20 protein-coding genes are annotated in these 16,005 nt (G+C 72.2%); 7 read left to right on the top strand and 13 right to left on the bottom strand.

What is annotated here, in order from left to right:
• Positions 1-32: 32 nt before the first annotated feature.
• From ACFYT4_RS12685 to ACFYT4_RS12675, 3 genes are all read right to left on the bottom strand, one after another.
• A complete protein-coding gene (locus ACFYT4_RS12685) occupies positions 33-419 on the bottom strand; it encodes a DUF3037 domain-containing protein (RefSeq protein WP_389267579.1) in 387 nt (128 codons plus the stop codon).
• Positions 416-1,246, bottom strand: a complete 831-nt coding sequence (locus tag ACFYT4_RS12680) for a HipA family kinase (protein ID WP_389267578.1) — start codon at positions 1,244-1,246, stop codon at positions 416-418. Before ACFYT4_RS12680 ends, ACFYT4_RS12685 begins: the two co-directional genes overlap by 4 nt.
• Before the next feature lie 136 nt (positions 1,247-1,382).
• Positions 1,383-1,931: a tellurite resistance TerB family protein gene (locus ACFYT4_RS12675; protein WP_389267733.1), complete on the bottom strand. Its 549-nt coding sequence runs from the start codon at positions 1,929-1,931 to the stop codon at positions 1,383-1,385.
• Positions 1,932-2,439: 508 nt separating this feature from the next.
• Here ACFYT4_RS12675 and ACFYT4_RS12670 point away from each other — a divergent pair.
• Positions 2,440-2,841 carry a Rieske (2Fe-2S) protein gene (locus ACFYT4_RS12670; protein WP_389267576.1) on the top strand — a complete coding sequence of 134 codons (402 nt, stop codon included), beginning with the start codon at positions 2,440-2,442 and terminating at the stop codon, positions 2,839-2,841.
• On the opposite strand, the gene ACFYT4_RS12665 is transcribed toward ACFYT4_RS12670, so the two are convergent.
• Positions 2,828-3,511 (bottom strand): cysteine hydrolase, encoded by a 684-nt coding sequence (locus ACFYT4_RS12665; RefSeq protein ID WP_389267575.1) that lies wholly within the window; start codon positions 3,509-3,511, stop codon positions 2,828-2,830. The genes ACFYT4_RS12670 and ACFYT4_RS12665 overlap by 14 nt on opposite strands.
• Positions 3,512-3,627: 116 nt before the next feature.
• Here ACFYT4_RS12665 and ACFYT4_RS12660 point away from each other — a divergent pair, with 116 nt between their 5' ends.
• On the top strand, positions 3,628-4,086 hold the full coding sequence (locus ACFYT4_RS12660) for a pyridoxamine 5'-phosphate oxidase family protein (protein ID WP_389267731.1): 459 nt from the start codon (positions 3,628-3,630) through the stop codon (positions 4,084-4,086).
• Between the two features lie 164 nt (positions 4,087-4,250).
• Here the strand turns inward: ACFYT4_RS12660 and ACFYT4_RS12655 are convergent, their stop codons facing one another.
• From ACFYT4_RS12655 to ACFYT4_RS12645, 3 genes are all read right to left on the bottom strand, one after another.
• Positions 4,251-4,391 carry a hypothetical protein gene (locus tag ACFYT4_RS12655; RefSeq protein ID WP_389267574.1) on the bottom strand — a complete coding sequence of 47 codons (141 nt, stop codon included), beginning with the start codon at positions 4,389-4,391 and terminating at the stop codon, positions 4,251-4,253.
• Positions 4,392-4,490: 99 nt separating this feature from the next.
• Positions 4,491-4,976 (bottom strand): carboxymuconolactone decarboxylase family protein, encoded by a 486-nt coding sequence (locus ACFYT4_RS12650; RefSeq protein WP_389267573.1) that lies wholly within the window; start codon positions 4,974-4,976, stop codon positions 4,491-4,493.
• A gap of 306 nt (positions 4,977-5,282) precedes the next feature.
• Positions 5,283-6,197, bottom strand: coding sequence for a LysR family transcriptional regulator (locus ACFYT4_RS12645; RefSeq protein WP_389267572.1), 915 nt, complete (start codon positions 6,195-6,197; stop codon positions 5,283-5,285).
• A 53-nt stretch (positions 6,198-6,250) separates the two neighbouring features.
• Here ACFYT4_RS12645 and ACFYT4_RS12640 point away from each other — a divergent pair, with 53 nt between their 5' ends.
• Positions 6,251-7,252, top strand: a complete 1,002-nt coding sequence (locus ACFYT4_RS12640) for a DMT family transporter (protein ID WP_389267729.1) — start codon at positions 6,251-6,253, stop codon at positions 7,250-7,252.
• Here ACFYT4_RS12640 and ACFYT4_RS12635 read toward each other — a convergent pair.
• Entirely contained in the window at positions 7,243-8,580 is a 1,338-nt protein-coding gene (locus tag ACFYT4_RS12635; protein WP_389267570.1) for an aminotransferase class I/II-fold pyridoxal phosphate-dependent enzyme, read from the bottom strand. The two genes, ACFYT4_RS12640 and ACFYT4_RS12635, sit on opposite strands and share 10 nt — an antisense overlap.
• A gap of 48 nt (positions 8,581-8,628) precedes the next feature.
• Here ACFYT4_RS12635 and ACFYT4_RS12630 point away from each other — a divergent pair, with 48 nt between their 5' ends.
• Positions 8,629-9,294 (top strand): pyridoxamine 5'-phosphate oxidase family protein, encoded by a 666-nt coding sequence (locus tag ACFYT4_RS12630; RefSeq protein WP_389267569.1) that lies wholly within the window; start codon positions 8,629-8,631, stop codon positions 9,292-9,294.
• Between the two features lie 99 nt (positions 9,295-9,393).
• Here the strand turns inward: ACFYT4_RS12630 and ACFYT4_RS12625 are convergent, their stop codons facing one another.
• The 3 genes from ACFYT4_RS12625 to ACFYT4_RS12615 form a co-directional block, all read right to left on the bottom strand.
• Positions 9,394-10,377 (bottom strand): DMT family transporter, encoded by a 984-nt coding sequence (locus ACFYT4_RS12625; protein ID WP_389267728.1) that lies wholly within the window; start codon positions 10,375-10,377, stop codon positions 9,394-9,396.
• Positions 10,378-10,584: 207 nt separating this feature from the next.
• Complete coding sequence (locus ACFYT4_RS12620) at positions 10,585-11,661, bottom strand: DMT family transporter (RefSeq protein ID WP_389267568.1); 1,077 nt, start codon at positions 11,659-11,661, stop codon at positions 10,585-10,587.
• 62 nt (positions 11,662-11,723) lie between these two features.
• Positions 11,724-12,296, bottom strand: coding sequence for a Clp protease N-terminal domain-containing protein (locus ACFYT4_RS12615; RefSeq protein WP_389267567.1), 573 nt, complete (start codon positions 12,294-12,296; stop codon positions 11,724-11,726).
• A 262-nt stretch (positions 12,297-12,558) separates the two neighbouring features.
• Here ACFYT4_RS12615 and ACFYT4_RS12610 point away from each other — a divergent pair, with 262 nt between their 5' ends.
• Complete coding sequence (locus tag ACFYT4_RS12610) at positions 12,559-12,753, top strand: hypothetical protein (protein ID WP_389267565.1); 195 nt, start codon at positions 12,559-12,561, stop codon at positions 12,751-12,753.
• A gap of 78 nt (positions 12,754-12,831) precedes the next feature.
• Complete coding sequence (locus ACFYT4_RS12605) at positions 12,832-13,260, top strand: SRPBCC family protein (protein ID WP_389267563.1); 429 nt, start codon at positions 12,832-12,834, stop codon at positions 13,258-13,260.
• Between the two features lie 156 nt (positions 13,261-13,416).
• Here ACFYT4_RS12605 and ACFYT4_RS12600 read toward each other — a convergent pair whose 3' ends face one another.
• Positions 13,417-14,013, bottom strand: a complete 597-nt coding sequence (locus ACFYT4_RS12600; RefSeq protein WP_389267562.1) for a PadR family transcriptional regulator — start codon at positions 14,011-14,013, stop codon at positions 13,417-13,419.
• Positions 14,014-14,173: 160 nt separating this feature from the next.
• On the opposite strand from ACFYT4_RS12600, the gene ACFYT4_RS12595 reads away from it, so the two are divergent.
• Complete coding sequence (locus ACFYT4_RS12595) at positions 14,174-14,995, top strand: PhzF family phenazine biosynthesis protein (RefSeq protein WP_389267561.1); 822 nt, start codon at positions 14,174-14,176, stop codon at positions 14,993-14,995.
• A 193-nt stretch (positions 14,996-15,188) separates the two neighbouring features.
• On the opposite strand, the gene ACFYT4_RS12590 is transcribed toward ACFYT4_RS12595, so the two are convergent.
• Positions 15,189-15,986, bottom strand: coding sequence for a CPBP family intramembrane glutamic endopeptidase (locus ACFYT4_RS12590; protein ID WP_389267727.1), 798 nt, complete (start codon positions 15,984-15,986; stop codon positions 15,189-15,191).
• Positions 15,987-16,005: the final 19 nt, after the last annotated feature.

Below are 16,005 nucleotides of genomic sequence, written 5' to 3'. Positions count from 1 at the left end.
GTCAACGGCCCACCGGGTGCGCCGGGTCACGGTCATCGCACGAGGAGCCCGAACAGCCGGTCCACCTCCGCCTGCGGGTCCTCGGTGAGCCCGGTGTGCACCGGTCCGGGCTGCACGACCGTGGAGCGTGGCGCGACCAGCCAGCGGAAACGTCGGCCCGCGTCGTCACGGGCCGCCTGCCCGGCGCCGTCCCCGCCGCGGCAGACGCCCTCGATCGCGCGCAGTGCCGCCCGCACGCCGGTCGCGTCGGCCCCGGGGTCCAGCGCTCTCAGCTTCACCTCGTCCAGACGGGTGCGGGCGGCGACGAAGGACATGCCCCGGCAGTAGACGACCACCCCGGCGTTGAAGCACTCGCCGCGCTCGACCCGGGGCACCACCCGGAGCAGCGCGTACTCGAAGACCATGCGTCCACCGCTCATGCGCCGGCGTCCTTCCCGGCGGAGGGACGTCCGGTGAGCCAGCCGGGGGCCGCCGAGGGGCGCGGTCCCGAGGGTTCGGACAGGGTGATCCGCTCGTGGATGGTCGCGGCGCGCGGCAGCAGAGCCTCCACATAGGCGCGCCGCAGCGCGTCGGTGGTCTCGAAGCCGGGCTCGTCGACCAGCCAATCGCCGGGCACGTCGGCGGTGACCTCGGTCAGCAGCTTCTCGGTGACGAGCGGGGCCAGCTCCGCGGCGGCGGCCTCGATGTCCGGCCGGAAGCGGGCGAGCGCGTGGTCGGACGCGTCGTACGGCTTGGCCGCGGACGCGGCGGCCCCGGGCCAGTTGTGGTGCCAGATCATCGTGGCGCCGTGGTCGATGAGCCACAGGTCGCCGTGCCAGACCAGCATGTTGGGGTTGCGCCAGGAGCGGTCCACATTGTTGATCAGGGCGTCGAACCAGACGACCCGTCCCGCCTCGGCCGGGTCGACCTCGTAGGCGAGCGGGTCGAAGCCGATCGAGCCCGGCAGGAAGTCCATGCCGAGGTTGAGCCCGCCACTCGCCTTCAGCAGCTCCTGCACCTCCTGGTCGGGCTCGCCGAGTCCGATCACCGGGTCGAGCTGGATCGCTGCCAGCTCCGGCACCCGCAGTCCGAGCCGGCGGCCGAGCTGTCCGCAGACGACCTCGGCGACCAGCGTCTTACGGCCCTGTCCGGCACCGGTGAACTTCATGACGTACGTCCCGAGGTCGTCGGCCTCGACGATGCCGGGGAGCGAACCGCCTTCACGCAAGGGCGTGACATAGCGGGTCGCTGTCAGTTCTGTCAGCATTTCGTCAGGCTATACGGCGTCGCTCCCTGCAAAACCACGGATCAGGCCAGCGCCGTACAGCCGGAAGAATCCCCGGATCAGCCCTGGGGTGAATCCGGGGCGTTTCGCCCGGCGCGCGGCCTTGCCCGGAACCTGGTCAGAGGCCGAACTCCTGCGGGGACACACCGAGCGCCGCGCACGCTTCCCGCAGGACCTGCTCCTCGGCCGGGGCGATGTACCCGTCCGCTCCGGCGACGACGAAGCCGATCTGCACGACCGCCTTGGCCTCCACCGGCTTCTTCGCCGCCTTGGCGATCTCCTGCATGGCCTCGGTCTTGCCCTGCTGGAAGTTGAACATCAACTGGTCGACGTGCTTGTTGAACCGCTGCCGCAGCTGATCGGGCGGGAAGTTCCGCAAGACGTCGTTCTGCAGGATCAGTGACTCCACATGCTGCCGCTCGGCCGGGTCGACCGACCCGTCGGCGGCCGCGACCAAGGCACACATGGCCATGCTGGCGTCCCGGTAGGAGCCGCTCTTGAGCTCCGTCTTGAGGGAGACGAGCTGGGACTTGAGCACGCCTACGAGCTGAGCCTTCGGTCCCCCGCCGGCCCCTGACCCCGGCCGTCCGTGGCCGCCGGAGCTCCGTGCCCCCTGTGCCTGCTGCAGACCCTTGGCCTGGTCCTTGATCCGGTCCCACATCGCCATCCGTGCCACCTCGGCTAGCCGTTCACTCGTCCGCGTGCATCCCACGCGTCCTTGCGGTAACGCTTTCCCGCCCCCCGAAGTTCCATGGCCGGCACGGCCGGACCACACGTCCATCGGGACGATCCCGATGCTGCGGCCCTCGTCGTCGAGCAGCCGGCCCGCCCGTTTGACGCATCCCAGCGTCACCATGCGGTCGACGATCCGCAGTGCGGGATACCGCTCGGCCAGCAGCCACTCCAGCCGGTGGGTGTCGTCGAGCGAGCGCAGCCACGCGCTGTGGTGGAAGTTGCTGGAGCCGCCGGTGAGGATGGCGCAGGCGCGGGTTTCGGGGAGGGAGGCGAGACCGTTGGCGATCGCGTCCAGTTGGTCGGCGGGGAGACGGACTTCCCGAAAAGTCATTGAAGATGTGAGATTCTGAACACTTCCGCAAGCGGGCCCGTACACCATCACATAGGAGAACCGGCCGGTCACCCGGCCGACTGGGACCGTGAGCAGAAGGAGCACAACCATGACCGGATCGCAGAGGCCGCCCCGGGCCGTCACCCGCCGGACCGTCGTCGTGGCGGTGGGCGGGGCCGGACTCACGGTGGCGCTGACCGGGTGCGGATCGGACGAGGAGAAGAAGACGGGGACGGTGCTGGCCAAGGTCGCGGACATTCCCCAGGGCGGCGGGAAGGTCGTCGGCGATGTGGTGATCACCCAGCCGGCGGCAGGCGAGTTCAAGGCGTTCTCGTCGAAGTGCACCCATCAGGGCTGCGCGGTCGGGGGTGTCGAGAACAACGTCATCAACTGCCCCTGCCACAACAGCGCCTTCGACGCGAGCGACGGCAGTGTGAAGGGCGGTCCCGCGACCGCTCCGCTGCCGCCCGCGTCGATCAAGGTGGACGGCGACTCGATCATCCGGCTGTAGGACGCCCGCGCTCCGGCGCGGGGTGCCCGTCCGCACTCCTCCAGCAGGCCAGGACCGCGTCGCTGGTGGTGATGGTGGCGACGAGCGCGAGGGTGTTGCGGATCATCGCGGGGGTGTAATCGGCGGGCACCCCCGCGATGGCGTCCGCGGGAACGACCGCCGTGTAGCCGAGGTTGACGGCGTCGAACACGGCGTTGGGGACGGCGATGTTCGCCGAGACCCCGGTGATCAGAACCGTTCGGCAGCCCAGATTGCGCAGCAGCGCGTCGACGTCGGTGCCCGCGATGGGCGACAGACCGTGCAGCCTCCGTACGACGATGTCCTCGTCCGCCACCTCGATCGGAGGCGCGATCCCGACCGCCGGGCTGCCGGAGTGCTGCTGTACGGGGAGACGGGCGGCGGCGCGGAAGAGGCGGGCGTTGCCGCTGGAGCCGCGCCCGTCGGGCCGCCGTTCCGCCACGGCGTGCAGGACCTGTACGCCCGCTTCATGGGCGCCCGCGACCAGCCGGGCGACCCGGTGGAGCGCGCCGGACGACCTGGCCTCGGCCGCGAGCTCGGGCAGGGCGCTCTCCTCGCCGACGACGCCCTGCTGGCATTCCACGGTCAGCAGCACGGTGGTGGACGGGTCGAGCTGCCGGGCGAGCCGGTCGAGCCCGTTCGGTGACGGCATCCGCTTCCCCTTCCGGGTCGGGGCGCGCGAATGTATCCCCCATTGCGCGAGGAGGGAAGAGCATCCATGATTTCTGACACATAGTCAGATAGTTGGATCTCGTGGAGGGAGCCGCCATGGCCGTCACACAGCGCCGGGGCCGCCGGATCATGATGACGCCCGGGGAGCTGGACGCCTTCCTCGCCGAGCAGCGCACCTGCCGGGTCGCCACCGTCTCGGCGGACGGCCGTCCGCATGTCGGCGCCCTCTGGTTCGCCTGGGACGGAACGTCGCTGTGGCTGTACTCGATCACCCGCAGCCGCCGCTGGGCCGAACTGCGGCGCGACCCCCGGCTGGCGGTGGTCGTCGACGCGGGCGAGGAGTACGGCGAGCTGCGCGGCGCGGAGCTGTCGGGCACGGCCGCCTTCGTCGGCGAGGCACCGCGCACCGGTGAGCCCTGTCCGGAACTGGACGCACCGGAGCGGCTCTTCGCGCGGAAGAACTTCGGGCTGAACGAGATGCCCCACGACGGCAGGCACGCCTGGCTGCGGCTGACGCCGGACGCGATCGCCTCCTGGGACTTCCGCAAGCTGTGACCCGGCACCCGGCCCGGAGCCAGGGGCGGGGACGGGACACGCGAGCCACGGACGACGGCCTTCCGGCGGATCGCGTACGGCCGGCAGGGACGCGGGTGCCCCGGCCGCCCGGCGATCCGGGGGCGCGGGGCATCCGTCCGTCGACGGGCCGGGCCCGTGACGGTTCAGGCGCGGAGAGGGCCGACGGCCGCCCGGGCCTCCCTGCCGATCGCCGCGTCGGCCTTCGGGAGACGCAGCGCCAGGGAGCGGGGCCGAAGGAAGACGGCCGCCGCGTAGCGCCGCCCGTCGGGGGTACTCCACGACACCGATCTCGTTCCTGACGCCCCACCGCGTTCCGGTCTGCCCGGGCTCCCGGACGCCGTCCTCGAATCCGCGGAGAGCCGGTGCGGTGATCCGACCGCCGGTCAGCTCGTCATGGCGGCGAACATGCCGACCTCGTAGGAACCTCCCTGGTTGCGCACGATCACGCTGAGCCGGTTGGCCGCGTTGATCTGGGCGACCAGGGAGACCAGCGCGGCGACCTGGTCGTCGTCGTAGTGCTCGCGCACCCGGGCCCAGGTCTGGTCGGACACGCCCTGGTGGGCGTCGGCCAGCCGGGTGCCCTCCTCGGCGAGCGCCAGCGCGGCCCGCTCGGCCTCGGTGAACACGGTGGACTCGCGCCAGGCGGCGACCAGGTGGAGCCGGACCGCGGTCTCTCCGGCGGCCGCCGCCTCCTTGGTGTGGAAGTCGACGCAGAAGCCACAGCCGTTGATCTGGCTGACGCGCAGCTGCACCAGTTCCTGGGTGACCTTCGGCAGCGCCGACTGAAGGATCACCGTGCTGGCGTTGGCGAACCGCTTGGAGAACTTGCCGCCGAGCTCGTTGGCCATCAGGTTGAAACGGGGTTCCATGACGTCGTCCTCATTCGCATACTGTGCGGGCCGTGCGGATCGTTCGCACGGCGTCCTGACGAACATGGAGACACCGGCGGTCCGATCCCTGTGACAGCACGGCCAGGTGACGCGCGCCACGGGTCGCGGGTGTCACAAAGCGGTCGGGCCCGGTGTCCTGCGCGTATCGCACGGTCGAGAACCCGCGGGCGGGGAGGGGCGGTATCCGTGCCGCGACGTACTCGACCCGCGGGTCGACGAGATCGCCGAAGCCGTCGACGAGAGCCCGGACGCCGGCCCTCGATCAGGGCGTCGACCGCCCCGGCGTCACCAGGAGGCGGGCGACACCTCCGTGGCCGCCGCCCGCAGCGCGTCGACCGTCGCCCTGATCGAGGGCCGGCGGTCCGCGTCGGCGCGCCACACCGCGTACACATGACGGCACACCCTCTGCCGTACGGGAACGACCACCACGCCGTCCGGAACCGGACCCCGTCCGAGCCGGGGAGTGACACAGATCCCGCACCCGGCCGCGATCAGCGCCATCTGGGTGTGGTGCTCCCCCGCGAAGTGCGGGATCCGCGGCTCGACCCCCTTCGCGCGGAGCGTGAACACCAGCCACTCGTAGCAGAATCCGCCCTCCGGCCAGGACACCCAGTCGTCCTCCGCGAAGTCCTCCAGATCGACCTCGCAGCGCCCCGCGAGCCGGTGGCCGGCGGGTACGGCGACATCGGCCACGTCGTCGAGCAGCTGCGCCCGGGCGAGCCCGCCCGGCGTGGGAAGCCGTTTGTTGTTCCAGTCGAGCACCACGGCGAGATCGAGATCGCCCCTGACGACCGCCGCGATACCGTCCTCCGGCTCCAGCTCCCGCGTACGGACGCGCAGTTCGGGGTGGGCGGCGCGCAGGGCCGAGACGGCCCGGGGGAAGAGCCCGCGCGCCGCCGTCGGGAAGCCGCAGACCCCGACCTCGCCGACCACCTGCCCCCGCTGCGCCTCGATGTCGGCCTGCGCCAGCTCGACCTGGGACAGGATGCGTGCCGCGTGGTCCGCGAGCAGCCGTCCGGCATCGGTCAGCCTCACCCCGCGTCCGTTCTTGGCGAGGAGCCGCTGCCCCACCTCCCGTTCGAGCTTCGCCATCTGCTGGGACACGGCCGATGTCGTGACATGCAGTCCGTCGGCGGCGCCACTGACCGAACCGTGGCGGGCGAGCGCGTCCAGGGTCCGCAGGCGCTCCAGATTCAACATGTAAGCAATGCTAATCCAACACACCAACAACTTCTCGCTTGTCCTACGAGATGATGTGGGCGACGCTGAGGTCCATGCCCCCTCCCGGCCCGTCCTCCGCCGTCCGCCAGCGTCCCCGCCTCGACTGGCGCGTCCGCTTCGCCGTCCTGTCCACGGTGTGGGGTTTCAGTTTTCTGCTGATCAAGGTCGGCACCGAGGCGTACGCGCCCTTCCAGGTCACACTGGGCCGCCTGTTCTTCGGTGCGGCGGTGCTGGCCGTGGCCATGGTGGTACGCCGCGAGCGGCTGCCGCGCGGGGTCCGCACCTGGGCACATCTGGCGGTGGCCGCGTTTTTTGTCAACGCGCTGCCGTTCTCGCTGTTCGCGTACGCGGAGCTGACGATCTCCTCCACGCTGGCGGGTATCTGCAACGCGACGTCGCCACTGTGGGGCATGGTCCTGTCCCTGGTCGCGCTCTCCGAGGACCGCCCCACTCGCCGCCGGGGCGCCGGGCTCGGCCTCGGCTTTCTCGGGGTGCTGACCGTGCTCGGCGCCTGGCAGGGCTTCTCGGGGCTGGACGTCACCGGCACCTCGATGGCGCTGCTCGCCGCGCTCAGCTATGCGGTCGGCTGGATCTACATCCGCCGCACCCTGGCGGGCGGCGGCCACTCGAATCTCTCCCTCACCGGGGCCCAGCTGCTGCTCGCCACGGTTCAGCTCGCCCTGGTGACCCCGCTGTTCACGACGCTTCCGGCGTCGTTCCCGCTCGTTCCGCTGCTGGCGGTGGTCGCCCTGGGGACGCTGGGGACCGGGTTCGCGCTGCTGCTCCAGTACGGCCTCGTCGACGACGTCGGCCCGACGACCGCGCATATGGTCACCTACTTCATCCCCGTCGTCGCCACGGCGGCCGGAGTACTGGTCCTCGGCGAGCGGCTGGACTGGTATACCCCGGTGGGCGCGCTGATCGTGCTGCTGGGAGCGGCCCTGACACAGACCCGGCCGAGGCCGGGAAAAGCAACCGCGGCCGTGGCACCCGATCCCGATCCCGCCGCCCGGCTGCCGGCCGCTCAGCCGTAGCTGCGCGCCCGCGCGGGAGCGGCCGCCGCCGTCACCGCGTCGGCGACCCGGCCGATCTCGTCCGGGTCGAGGCCCGACACGGTGAGCCGCACCCCCTGCGGGGAGGCCAGCCGGAAGCGCGCCCCGGGGACGACCGCCCAGCCGGCGTGCAGCAGCCGGGCCACGGCACCGGTCTCGTCGGGGACCGGCACCCACACGTTCATCCCGCTGCGGCCGTGCGCCTCGATGCCGCGCTCGGCCAGCGCGCGGACGAGCACGTCGCGCCGCCGCGCGTACGACGCCGCCACCGCGCGGGGATCGACCGCGCCCGTCTCCCAGAGGTGGACGACCGCGCGCTGGAGCAGTCGGCTGACCCAGCCCGGTCCCACGAACTGCCGTCCCGTCACCCGGTCGACGGTGACCGGGTCGCCGGTCAGGACGGCGACGCGCAGATCGGGGCCGTACGCCTTGGCGGTGGAGCGGACGAACGCCCAGCTGTCCGTGACCCCGGCCAGGGGGTGCAGCGGCAGGTCGACGATCCCGTGGCCGTGGTCGTCCTCGATGAGCAGGGTGCGGGGGAACCGGGCGAGGACGGTGCGCAGTTCACGGGCGCGCGCCGCACCGACGGCGGCACCCGTCGGGTTCTGCGCGCGGTCGGTGACGATGACCGCCCGGGCGCCCGAACCGAGCGCCCGGGTCACCTCGCCGGGGAGGGGCCCGTCGTCGTCGACCCGTACGGGTACGGGCCTGAGTCCGAGCGCGGGCACGAGATCCAGGAGGTTTCCCCAGCCGGGGTCCTCGACGGCGACGGTGTCCCCGGGTCGCAGATGGGCGGCGAGGACGCGCTCGATGGCGTCGAGCGAGCCGGAGGTGGCGGCGATGGGCCCGTCCGGCACCCCGTCCGCGTCCAGCGCGGCCCGGGCGAGCCGCGCGAACCCGGGGACGACGGTCGCCCCTCCGTACAGCCCCTTGGACGGCGACCGGAGATTCTCCCGGGCCGCCGCGGCGAGCGCCTCCTCCAGCGGGGGCAGCAGCGCGGGGTCCGGGTTCCCCTCGCTCAGGTCCCGTACGCCCGGGGGTGCCTCGACCCGGATGGACCCGCGCGCGGTGCTGGCCGGCCGGGGGCGCACCCGGCTGCCCCGGCGGCCCGCGGTCTCGATGATCCCGCGCTCGCGCAGGGTCCGGTAGGCGGCGGCGACGGTGTTCGGATTGACCCCCAGTCTTGCCGCCAGCTCCCGCATGGGAGGCAGCAGTTGGCCGGGCTCCAGCCCTCCGGTCCCGACGGCGCGCTCGATATCGGCCGCGATGTCCGATGCGCGCCGACCTTCGATCCGATACTCTCCTAGCACAAACGATATTATGCACTAGTGCAATACTTCAGGCAAAAGGAGGCCGCCGTGCCGGACACGGTCACGTCCTACGAACCCACCGAACGCACCGTCCCCACCCGCTCCCGGGAACGGGCCTCCTACGATCGCGAGCTGATCCACTCGATACTCGACACGGCGTATCTGTGCCATCTCGGTTTCGTGCGGGACGGAGCGCCGGTCGTGCTGCCCACGCTGTACGCCCGGGTGGGGGACCGGCTGTACGTCCACGGCTCGACGGGCTCCCGCCCCCTGCGGATGACCGGCGCGGCGGACCCCGGGCTCCCGGTGTGCCTGACGGTGACGCACGTCGACGGTCTGGTGCTGGCGCGCTCCGCCTTCCACCACTCGATGAACTACCGGTCGGTGATGGTCCACGGCCCGGCCCACCAGGTCACGGACCCGCAGGAGAAGCGCGCCGCCCTCGACGCCCTGGTGGACCAGGTCGTCCCGGGCCGGGCCCTGGACTCCCGGCCGGCGAACCCGAAGGAGCTGGCGGCGACGGCCGTCATCCGCCTGGATCTGACCGAGGTGTCGGCCAAGGTCCGCTCGGGCCCGCCCAACGACGATCCCGAGGACCTGGATCTTCCGTACTGGGCGGGGGTCGTCCCGCTGACGCCGTCGTACGGCAGGCCGGTTCCGGCGGAGGATCTCGCGCCCTCGACCGCGCTGCCGGACTACCTCACGGTGCTGTGAATCCCCGCGTCGCGGTGCGGTGAATCTCCGCGTCGGGAGGGGGCGCCGACCCCGCTCCCGCACGCGGCCGGGCCCCCGCGGGAGCAGGGGCCCGCACCGTCACTCCCGCCCGGTCACCGGGCTCACCCGTCCCTCGCGCGCCGACCGCCCCGTCCGGGTCTCCGCGAACGCGAGCGCGGTCACCGCCGACAGCAGCACCAGGGTGCCGGTCACCGTCGCGGCCGTCAGACGCTCGCCGAGCAGCGTCACCGCGATCACCGCCGCGCCCACCGGTTCGAGGAGCATGATCACCGAGACGGTCGCGGCGCGGACGACGGCGGCGCCCGCGAAGTAGAGCACGTACGCGACCGCTGTCGGCACGGCGGCCACGTACACCAGCAGCGCGATCACCCGGACCAGGTTCTCGGTGTGCGGCAGCAGCCCCTCGGCCAGCGCCATCGGCAGCAGGCAGACCGCGCCGACACCGAACGCCCAGGCCGTGGTGGCCAGCGAGTCGCCGCCTCCGCCGCGCCCGAGCCAGCGCGCCAGCAGGGTGATTGCCGCGTACCCGGACGCGGAGAGCAGGGCGATCAGGACACCGGCCGGCCGGACCGTACCGCCCTCGCCGCCCAGCACCAGGACCGCCAGACCGGCCAGCGCCCCGGCGACCGCGACGACCCCGCCCCGGCCGAGCCGCTCCCCCATGGTGAGCCGCGCGCCCACCGCGATCAGCACAGGACCGGCGCCCAGGGTGACGACGGTGGCGACGGCGAGGCCGGTCGCCTGGACGGCGGCGAAGTAGGCGCTCTGGAAGACGGTCAGTCCGATCCCCGTACCGAGGATCCGCGTCAGCCGCCGGCGCCTCGGTTCGGCGGCCCGGACCAAACCGGCGGGCCCGGCGGCGCTGCGGGCGCGCCGCGCCCGCAGCGCCAGCGCTCCGAACAGCAGCAGGAGCCCGCCGAGACAGCGCCAGAAGGACAGCGACAGGGGCCCGAGATCGCTGGCCCCGAAGACCAGCGAGGCCGCGGCGCCCGCGGTTCCCCAGGCGATCCCGGCGATGGCCAGATAGAGGAGGCTCCGCCCGACGGACGCGGGCACCGGCATCTGCGCGGGCACACCGACGGCGGGAGCGGAAGAAAGATTCGACACGTGTGGTCTCCGTGTGAAGAACGGGATGGCTGGTCGCTCTGCTCCGTCACGCGGGCAGCGACGGACCGCTCGGGGACTGCCCGAGCCCGGTCTTCGTCAACGGCTGACCGCCCGCGCTAGGCGGCAGGCGGCGGAAGGACGGTCGAATGCATGATCGGCAGCCTACGTCCCCGCGCGCCCGGCCGACAACTCCCCCTCCGCGGCGTCCTCGTCGGCCGCGTTCGCGGTGGCCACCACCGGTGCCTCGATGGGTTCCGCGAGCGGCCCCGCCGGCTCCGGCGGCCGGGAGGGCTTCCGGCCCGGCCCGGACGCGACCGGCCCCGACGACGGTGCCTTCGGCGCCTGGGACTGCGCGATGAACGCGCCCACCAGCACCAGCGCACCGCCCAGGATCTGCGGCAGGGACAGATGCTCCCGCAGCAGCACCCAGGCCAGCACCGTCGCGACGACGGCCTCCAGACAGGCCACCACGCCCGCCACCTGCGGGGACAGCTTCCGTACGGAGACCACACCGGTGATGTACGCGAGCACGGTCGCGAGCAGCACCACCCAGGCGAGCAGCAGCCAGGCGGGGACCCGGGTCCCGCCCATGCCCACCTCCCCGCCGAGCACCGAGAAGTCCATGCCCCACGGGCGCGCGACCACCGTCAGCACGCCCGCGCCGACGAGGAGCCCGTAGGCGATGACTCCCAGGGGGTCCGCCCGGTCCTCCCCGTCGCCGCCGTGGTCGGACAGGATGAAGTAGCAGGCCTGGCAGCACGCGGCCCCCAGGGCGAGCAGCAGTCCGAGGACATCGAAGCCGAGTCCGGCCCAGACCTCGACGACACACGCGAGGCCGGTGACCGCGAGCACCACGCCGAGCGCTGCGGCGCGGGTGACGGGCCTGCGCTGGACGAAGCGGATCCAGCCGAGGACGAGCGCCGGCCCGAGGTATTCGACCAGCAGGGCGACCCCGACGGGGATACGGGAGATGGAGGCGAAGTAGAACGCCTGCACACCCGCGACGGCGAGCAGTCCGAAGCCGAGGAGGAGTGCGGGTTTGCGGCGGACCAGGTCGCGGTGGCGCCAGGCGAGCGGCAGCATGATCAGCGCGGCTCCGGCCACCCGCAGCCACACCACGTGCAGCGGGTCGAGCCCCGCCTCGATCAGTGGCTTGGCCGCCACTCCCGATCCGCCGAACGCGAACGCCGAGACCAGGGCTATGGCCAGGCCCGCGCTCTTTCCCGAAGACGCCTGCATCGGCACATCATGTCAGCGAGGGTCAGCACCGTCGACCCTGTGACGCATGTCGAGACGGGCCGTCATTCGGCGGCGGCCAGCCGGGCGCCGTCCCCCGGGTCGAGTCCGTCGAACCGGCCGGCGTCGACGCCCGCGCCGCGCAGGACCTCCATCGCCCGGCAGTCGGGATCGGCGGCCAGACAGGCGAGCAGATCGACTCCGGCGGCTCGCGGACGCCCGTACGACTCCGCCCGTCGCAGCGCGCCCTCCATGGCGGCGGCGGCCGAGGGCGACCAGCCGGGACCCCAGGATCCGGAGCGGCGGGCACCGTCGGAGGGGCCATCGCGTACGACGGGGACGGCGCCCGAGTCCTCCACCGAGCCCTGCCAGCGCAGGCCGTATCCGATGCTGCGCTGGACGAGATAGCCGAGCACCCGCGCGATCTGCGGCCCGGGGCCGAAGAGGGCACGGACGTCGGGGGCCGACTCGATCAGGGAGTGCAGCAGATGGGCGGTGTCGACCTGCCGGTCACCGTCCCTAAGGGCCCGGCGGCGCGCGCCCTCGACCACCGAGGCCAGCTCGGCGGTCAGCCGGGCGTCGGATTCCGCGCGCGGGACGGTGAGCTGCCGGGGCAGCCGTGGGATGGGACGGTGCACGACTCCACCCCATCAGCCGCCGCGAGCCCGGGCGTCCCCGTCCGGGCCCATTTGCCCCTCCCACCGAAGGTGGGCACGGACGACCGATTGCTCCTCCTTACGGATGAGATAGCGGTGATTCTCCCGAGGGGTCGCACCGCCCCGCCCTCTCACTCCGGGCGGCCTCCCGCCCGCCGCACCCCGCCCCGGCACCCAAGTTCCTGCCTCTTACACATGCCTCCGGCAAGCAACCGGAGGGCACCGGGCACGCGTCCCCTCCGGCATGTTCTGGATGGTCGCTCTGCCCGCGGTCGACGGGCGGCAGTACGTGTACCGGGTGTACGCGCCGTCCGACGCGCTTCCCGCGGATCTCTTCTGGGCCGCCTTCCACTGCCACGACGAGGGACCGCACCCCCGCGCGTCGGACTGCTTCGACTCCGCCGAGATCTGGCACCACCAACTGGTCGAACAGATCTGACTGTTCATCAGTATTGAATGTTCGGGATGCTACGGCTACGTTCCGCGACACCGTGACCCGACATGGAGGGGTGGTCGTATGGCCGAAGTCAATGCCGAGGCCCGTATCGAGGCACCGGCCGAGAAGGTCTGGGCCCAGCTGACGGACTTCACCAGCTACGGCCAGTGGAACGCCATGCACACCGGCTTCCCCAAGGGCGGCCCGGCCTCACTGGAACTGGGGGCCACCTACGAGGAGAACATGAAGCTCATGGGCTTCCCCGCCGAGATCACCTGGACCGTGGAGGAGTTCGAGGCCGGACGGCTGCTCGGCATCAAGGGCCAGGGACCGATGGGCGTCAGCGTCGGCAACCGCTACTCCCTCACCCCGGACGGGGACGCGACACGGGTCCGTATCGAGGGCGAGTTCACCGGAGCCGCGGTTTCGCTGATGGCGGGGAAGCTGAAGGACTCGGCGACGGCCGCGCTCAACGAGTCACTGCGCAAGCTCGGCGGTCTGGTGACCTGACGGCCTTCCGTCCACCCCGGTTCCGCGCACCCTCCCGACGCGTGCGGCGCCACCCGGGCGGCTGTCCGCGGCGGACCGCGGCGGTGACGGGGTTGCGCGGTCACGCAGCCGGGAAGGGCCCCGCGCCGGTGCGCGGGGCCCTCTCCTCACTCCGGGTCAGTGCTCCTCGGCGAGGATCAGATAGAGCTTCTTGCGGGTCTCGTTGATGGCCTCGACGGCCTTCTCCCGCTGCTCGGCGTTGCCCGTCTTCCAGACCTGGCCGAAAGCCTCCATCAGCCCCCAGCCCGCCTGCCGGATCTCGTTGACGGCGTCCCAGTCGACTCCGCGCCCGGCCTCTTCCCACGGGGCGTCCGGCCCCGCCTCGGCCTCGGTGCGACCGGAGTCGGTGAGCGTCAACAGCTTCTTGCCGCCCTCACTCACACTGGTGATCAGACCTTCGTCCTCCAGCAACTGAAGGGTCGGATACACCGAGCCCGGGCTGGGCTTCCAGGCCCCGCCGCTGCGCTCGCCGATCTCCTGGATCATCTCGTATCCGTGCATCGGGCGGTCCTTCAGCAGCGCCAGGATCGAGGCACGCACATCACCGCGCCGCGCCCGCCCCCTGCCGCCCCCACGACCGCGCCCACCACCGAAGGGCCCGCCGAACGGCGGCCCGAACTGACCGAACGCCCCACGACGCCCCTCGAATCCGCCACGACCCTGATGGCCGGGCCCGCACTGTCCATGTCCGTGTTCGTGTCCATGTGAACGCATCGCTACGCTCCTTCCATCGTTGATCTGTCGCGATGCTTCAACGATATATCGGAACCTATCTCCCGACAACCCCCTTACCCATGGCCCGGCCCCTCCCGCACCGGGGAGGGCAACGCCCCGGCCGGCACCCTCACCCACCGCACCCACTACCGTCGGCGACATGCGGATCCGAATCGTCGACGCCTTCACCCCTCGCCCCTTCGCCGGCAACCCCGCCGCCGTCGTCCTCCTGGACGGCCCGCACTTCCCGGACGACTCCTGGCTCCAGAAGCTCGCCGCCGAGGTCAACCTCTCCGAGACCGCCTACGCGCACCCCCTCCCCCCGGGCGGGGACGCCGACTGGGCGCTGCGCTGGTTCACCCCGGCCACCGAGGTCGACATGTGCGGCCACGCCACGCTCGCCACCGCCCATGTGCTGCACACCACCGGCACCGCGAGCGGCACCGTCCGCTTCGCCGCCCGCTGCGGGATCCTCTCCGCGACCAGCCACGAGGACGGCACGATCACGCTCGACTTCCCGACCTCCCCGCTCACTCCCCTGAAGATCACGGACGCCGTGACCGCGGCCGTCGGCGCGGAGGTGATCTCGGTGCACGACACCGGACGGCACGTCGGCGATCTGGTCGTCGAGGTCGCCGACGAGGCAACCGTGCGGGGGCTGACCCCGGATCCGGCTGCTATCGCCGCCCTGTCCGACCGCGGCGTGATCGTCACCGCGGCGGCCGACGACCCGGCCGGCGGCTACGACTTCGTGTCCCGCTGCTTCTTCCCGGGAGTCGGCATCGACGAGGACCCGGTGACGGGCAGTGCCCACACCGCGCTCGCGCCGTTCTGGTCGGCGCGCCTCGGCCGCGGGGAACTGACCGGACTCCAGGCGTCCGCCCGCACCGGCCTGGTCCGCACTTCCCTCCGCGGTGACCGCACCCTGCTGACGGGCCAGGCCGTCACCGTCGTCGACGGCGAGCTGCTGACCGCTCCCTGACACCCGCCGCCCCCGGCCGGACCGGCCGACGGGGGACATGGACGTACGCGGAGGAACGGCGAGGCGCAGCGTCCGGAAGACCGGTGACGCGGAGGGCACAGCGCCGTACACGGGACAAGCGCCGCACAGACCGGAGCGCCGTACCCGACAAGGGGGCGTACGGACCCTCCCGTACGCCCCTTGCCATCACCGCTCACACCGTCGGCAGCCAGCTCACCTTCCCCGCCAGCAGCGCGTATCCCACGAAGGCGACGATGTCGAGCAGCGCGTGGGCCACCACGAGCGGGCCCACCCGGCCCCACCGCCGGTACAGCAGGACGAAGACGACGCCCATGACCATATTGCCGATGAAGCCGCCGATGCCCTGGTAGAGGTGGTACGAGCCGCGGAGCACCGAACTCGTCATCAGCGCCGCCGTCGGGGACCAGCCCAACTGCCCCAGCCTGCGCAGCAGATAGCCGACGACGATCACTTCCTCCACCACGGAGTTCTGGATCGCCGAGAGGATCAGTACCGGGAGCTTCCACCACACCTCGGGCAGCGACTCGGGCACGACGGTCAGATTGAACCCCGTGGCCCTGGCCACCAGATAGAACGCGAGCCCGGCGCTGCCGATCCCCGCCGCGACGAGCGTCCCGCGCCCGAGGTCGGGCCAGGGCCTCGTCCGGTCGAAGCCCATGGAACGGAGCCCTCCGGCGCCCTCCCTGGTCAGCAGATGGGCGACCAGCAGGACCGGGACCAGGGCCGTCGCGATGCCGAAGAGCTGCCAGGCGAGATCGAGCCAGGGCCGCCCGGGAGCGTACGACCCGTTCAGATTGGCCGCCTGCTCCCGCAGACTCGCCGGTTTTGTCAGCGATCCGACAAAGCTGATCAGCGACGACACCGCGCTCGCGCCCAGCGACAGCGCGAGCACCAGGAGTATCTCGGACCGCAGAATCCTTCGTGGCACGACCTCCGGGGGAAGAGAATCAGCCAGGCGTCCCGCCTCCATCTGCACACGTGCCTCCCGT

The organism is Streptomyces sp. NPDC004609, from assembly GCF_042873655.1.
In the GTDB taxonomy this organism is placed as follows: Bacteria; Actinomycetota; Actinomycetes; order Streptomycetales; family Streptomycetaceae; genus Streptomyces.
The sequence above is the reverse complement of the archived record's forward strand: the minus strand, read 5'-3'. Positions and strand labels throughout refer to the sequence as shown.

What these genes read in the sequence shown, in the direction of transcription:
- ACFYT4_RS12590 (WP_389267727.1), bottom strand. Translation starts at nt 15,986, where the DNA reads ATGGAGGCGGGACGCCTGGCTGATTCTCTTCCCCCGGAGGTCGTGCCA.
- ACFYT4_RS12625 (WP_389267728.1), bottom strand. Translation starts at nt 10,377, where the DNA reads ATGCCGGTGCCCGCGTCCGTCGGGCGGAGCCTCCTCTATCTGGCCATC.
- ACFYT4_RS12645 (WP_389267572.1), bottom strand. Translation starts at nt 6,197, where the DNA reads ATGTTGAATCTGGAGCGCCTGCGGACCCTGGACGCGCTCGCCCGCCAC.
- ACFYT4_RS12675 (WP_389267733.1), bottom strand. Translation starts at nt 1,931, where the DNA reads ATGGCGATGTGGGACCGGATCAAGGACCAGGCCAAGGGTCTGCAGCAG.
- ACFYT4_RS12610 (WP_389267565.1), top strand. Translation starts at nt 12,559, where the DNA reads ATGTTCTGGATGGTCGCTCTGCCCGCGGTCGACGGGCGGCAGTACGTG.
- ACFYT4_RS12660 (WP_389267731.1), top strand. Translation starts at nt 3,628, where the DNA reads ATGGCCGTCACACAGCGCCGGGGCCGCCGGATCATGATGACGCCCGGG.
- ACFYT4_RS12605 (WP_389267563.1), top strand. Translation starts at nt 12,832, where the DNA reads ATGGCCGAAGTCAATGCCGAGGCCCGTATCGAGGCACCGGCCGAGAAG.
- ACFYT4_RS12600 (WP_389267562.1), bottom strand. Translation starts at nt 14,013, where the DNA reads ATGCGTTCACATGGACACGAACACGGACATGGACAGTGCGGGCCCGGC.
- ACFYT4_RS12670 (WP_389267576.1), top strand. Translation starts at nt 2,440, where the DNA reads ATGACCGGATCGCAGAGGCCGCCCCGGGCCGTCACCCGCCGGACCGTC.
- ACFYT4_RS12685 (WP_389267579.1), bottom strand. Translation starts at nt 419, where the DNA reads ATGAGCGGTGGACGCATGGTCTTCGAGTACGCGCTGCTCCGGGTGGTG.
- ACFYT4_RS12680 (WP_389267578.1), bottom strand. Translation starts at nt 1,246, where the DNA reads ATGCTGACAGAACTGACAGCGACCCGCTATGTCACGCCCTTGCGTGAA.
- ACFYT4_RS12665 (WP_389267575.1), bottom strand. Translation starts at nt 3,511, where the DNA reads ATGCCGTCACCGAACGGGCTCGACCGGCTCGCCCGGCAGCTCGACCCG.
- ACFYT4_RS12640 (WP_389267729.1), top strand. Translation starts at nt 6,251, where the DNA reads ATGTGGGCGACGCTGAGGTCCATGCCCCCTCCCGGCCCGTCCTCCGCC.
- ACFYT4_RS12595 (WP_389267561.1), top strand. Translation starts at nt 14,174, where the DNA reads ATGCGGATCCGAATCGTCGACGCCTTCACCCCTCGCCCCTTCGCCGGC.
- ACFYT4_RS12650 (WP_389267573.1), bottom strand. Translation starts at nt 4,976, where the DNA reads ATGGAACCCCGTTTCAACCTGATGGCCAACGAGCTCGGCGGCAAGTTC.
- ACFYT4_RS12620 (WP_389267568.1), bottom strand. Translation starts at nt 11,661, where the DNA reads ATGCAGGCGTCTTCGGGAAAGAGCGCGGGCCTGGCCATAGCCCTGGTC.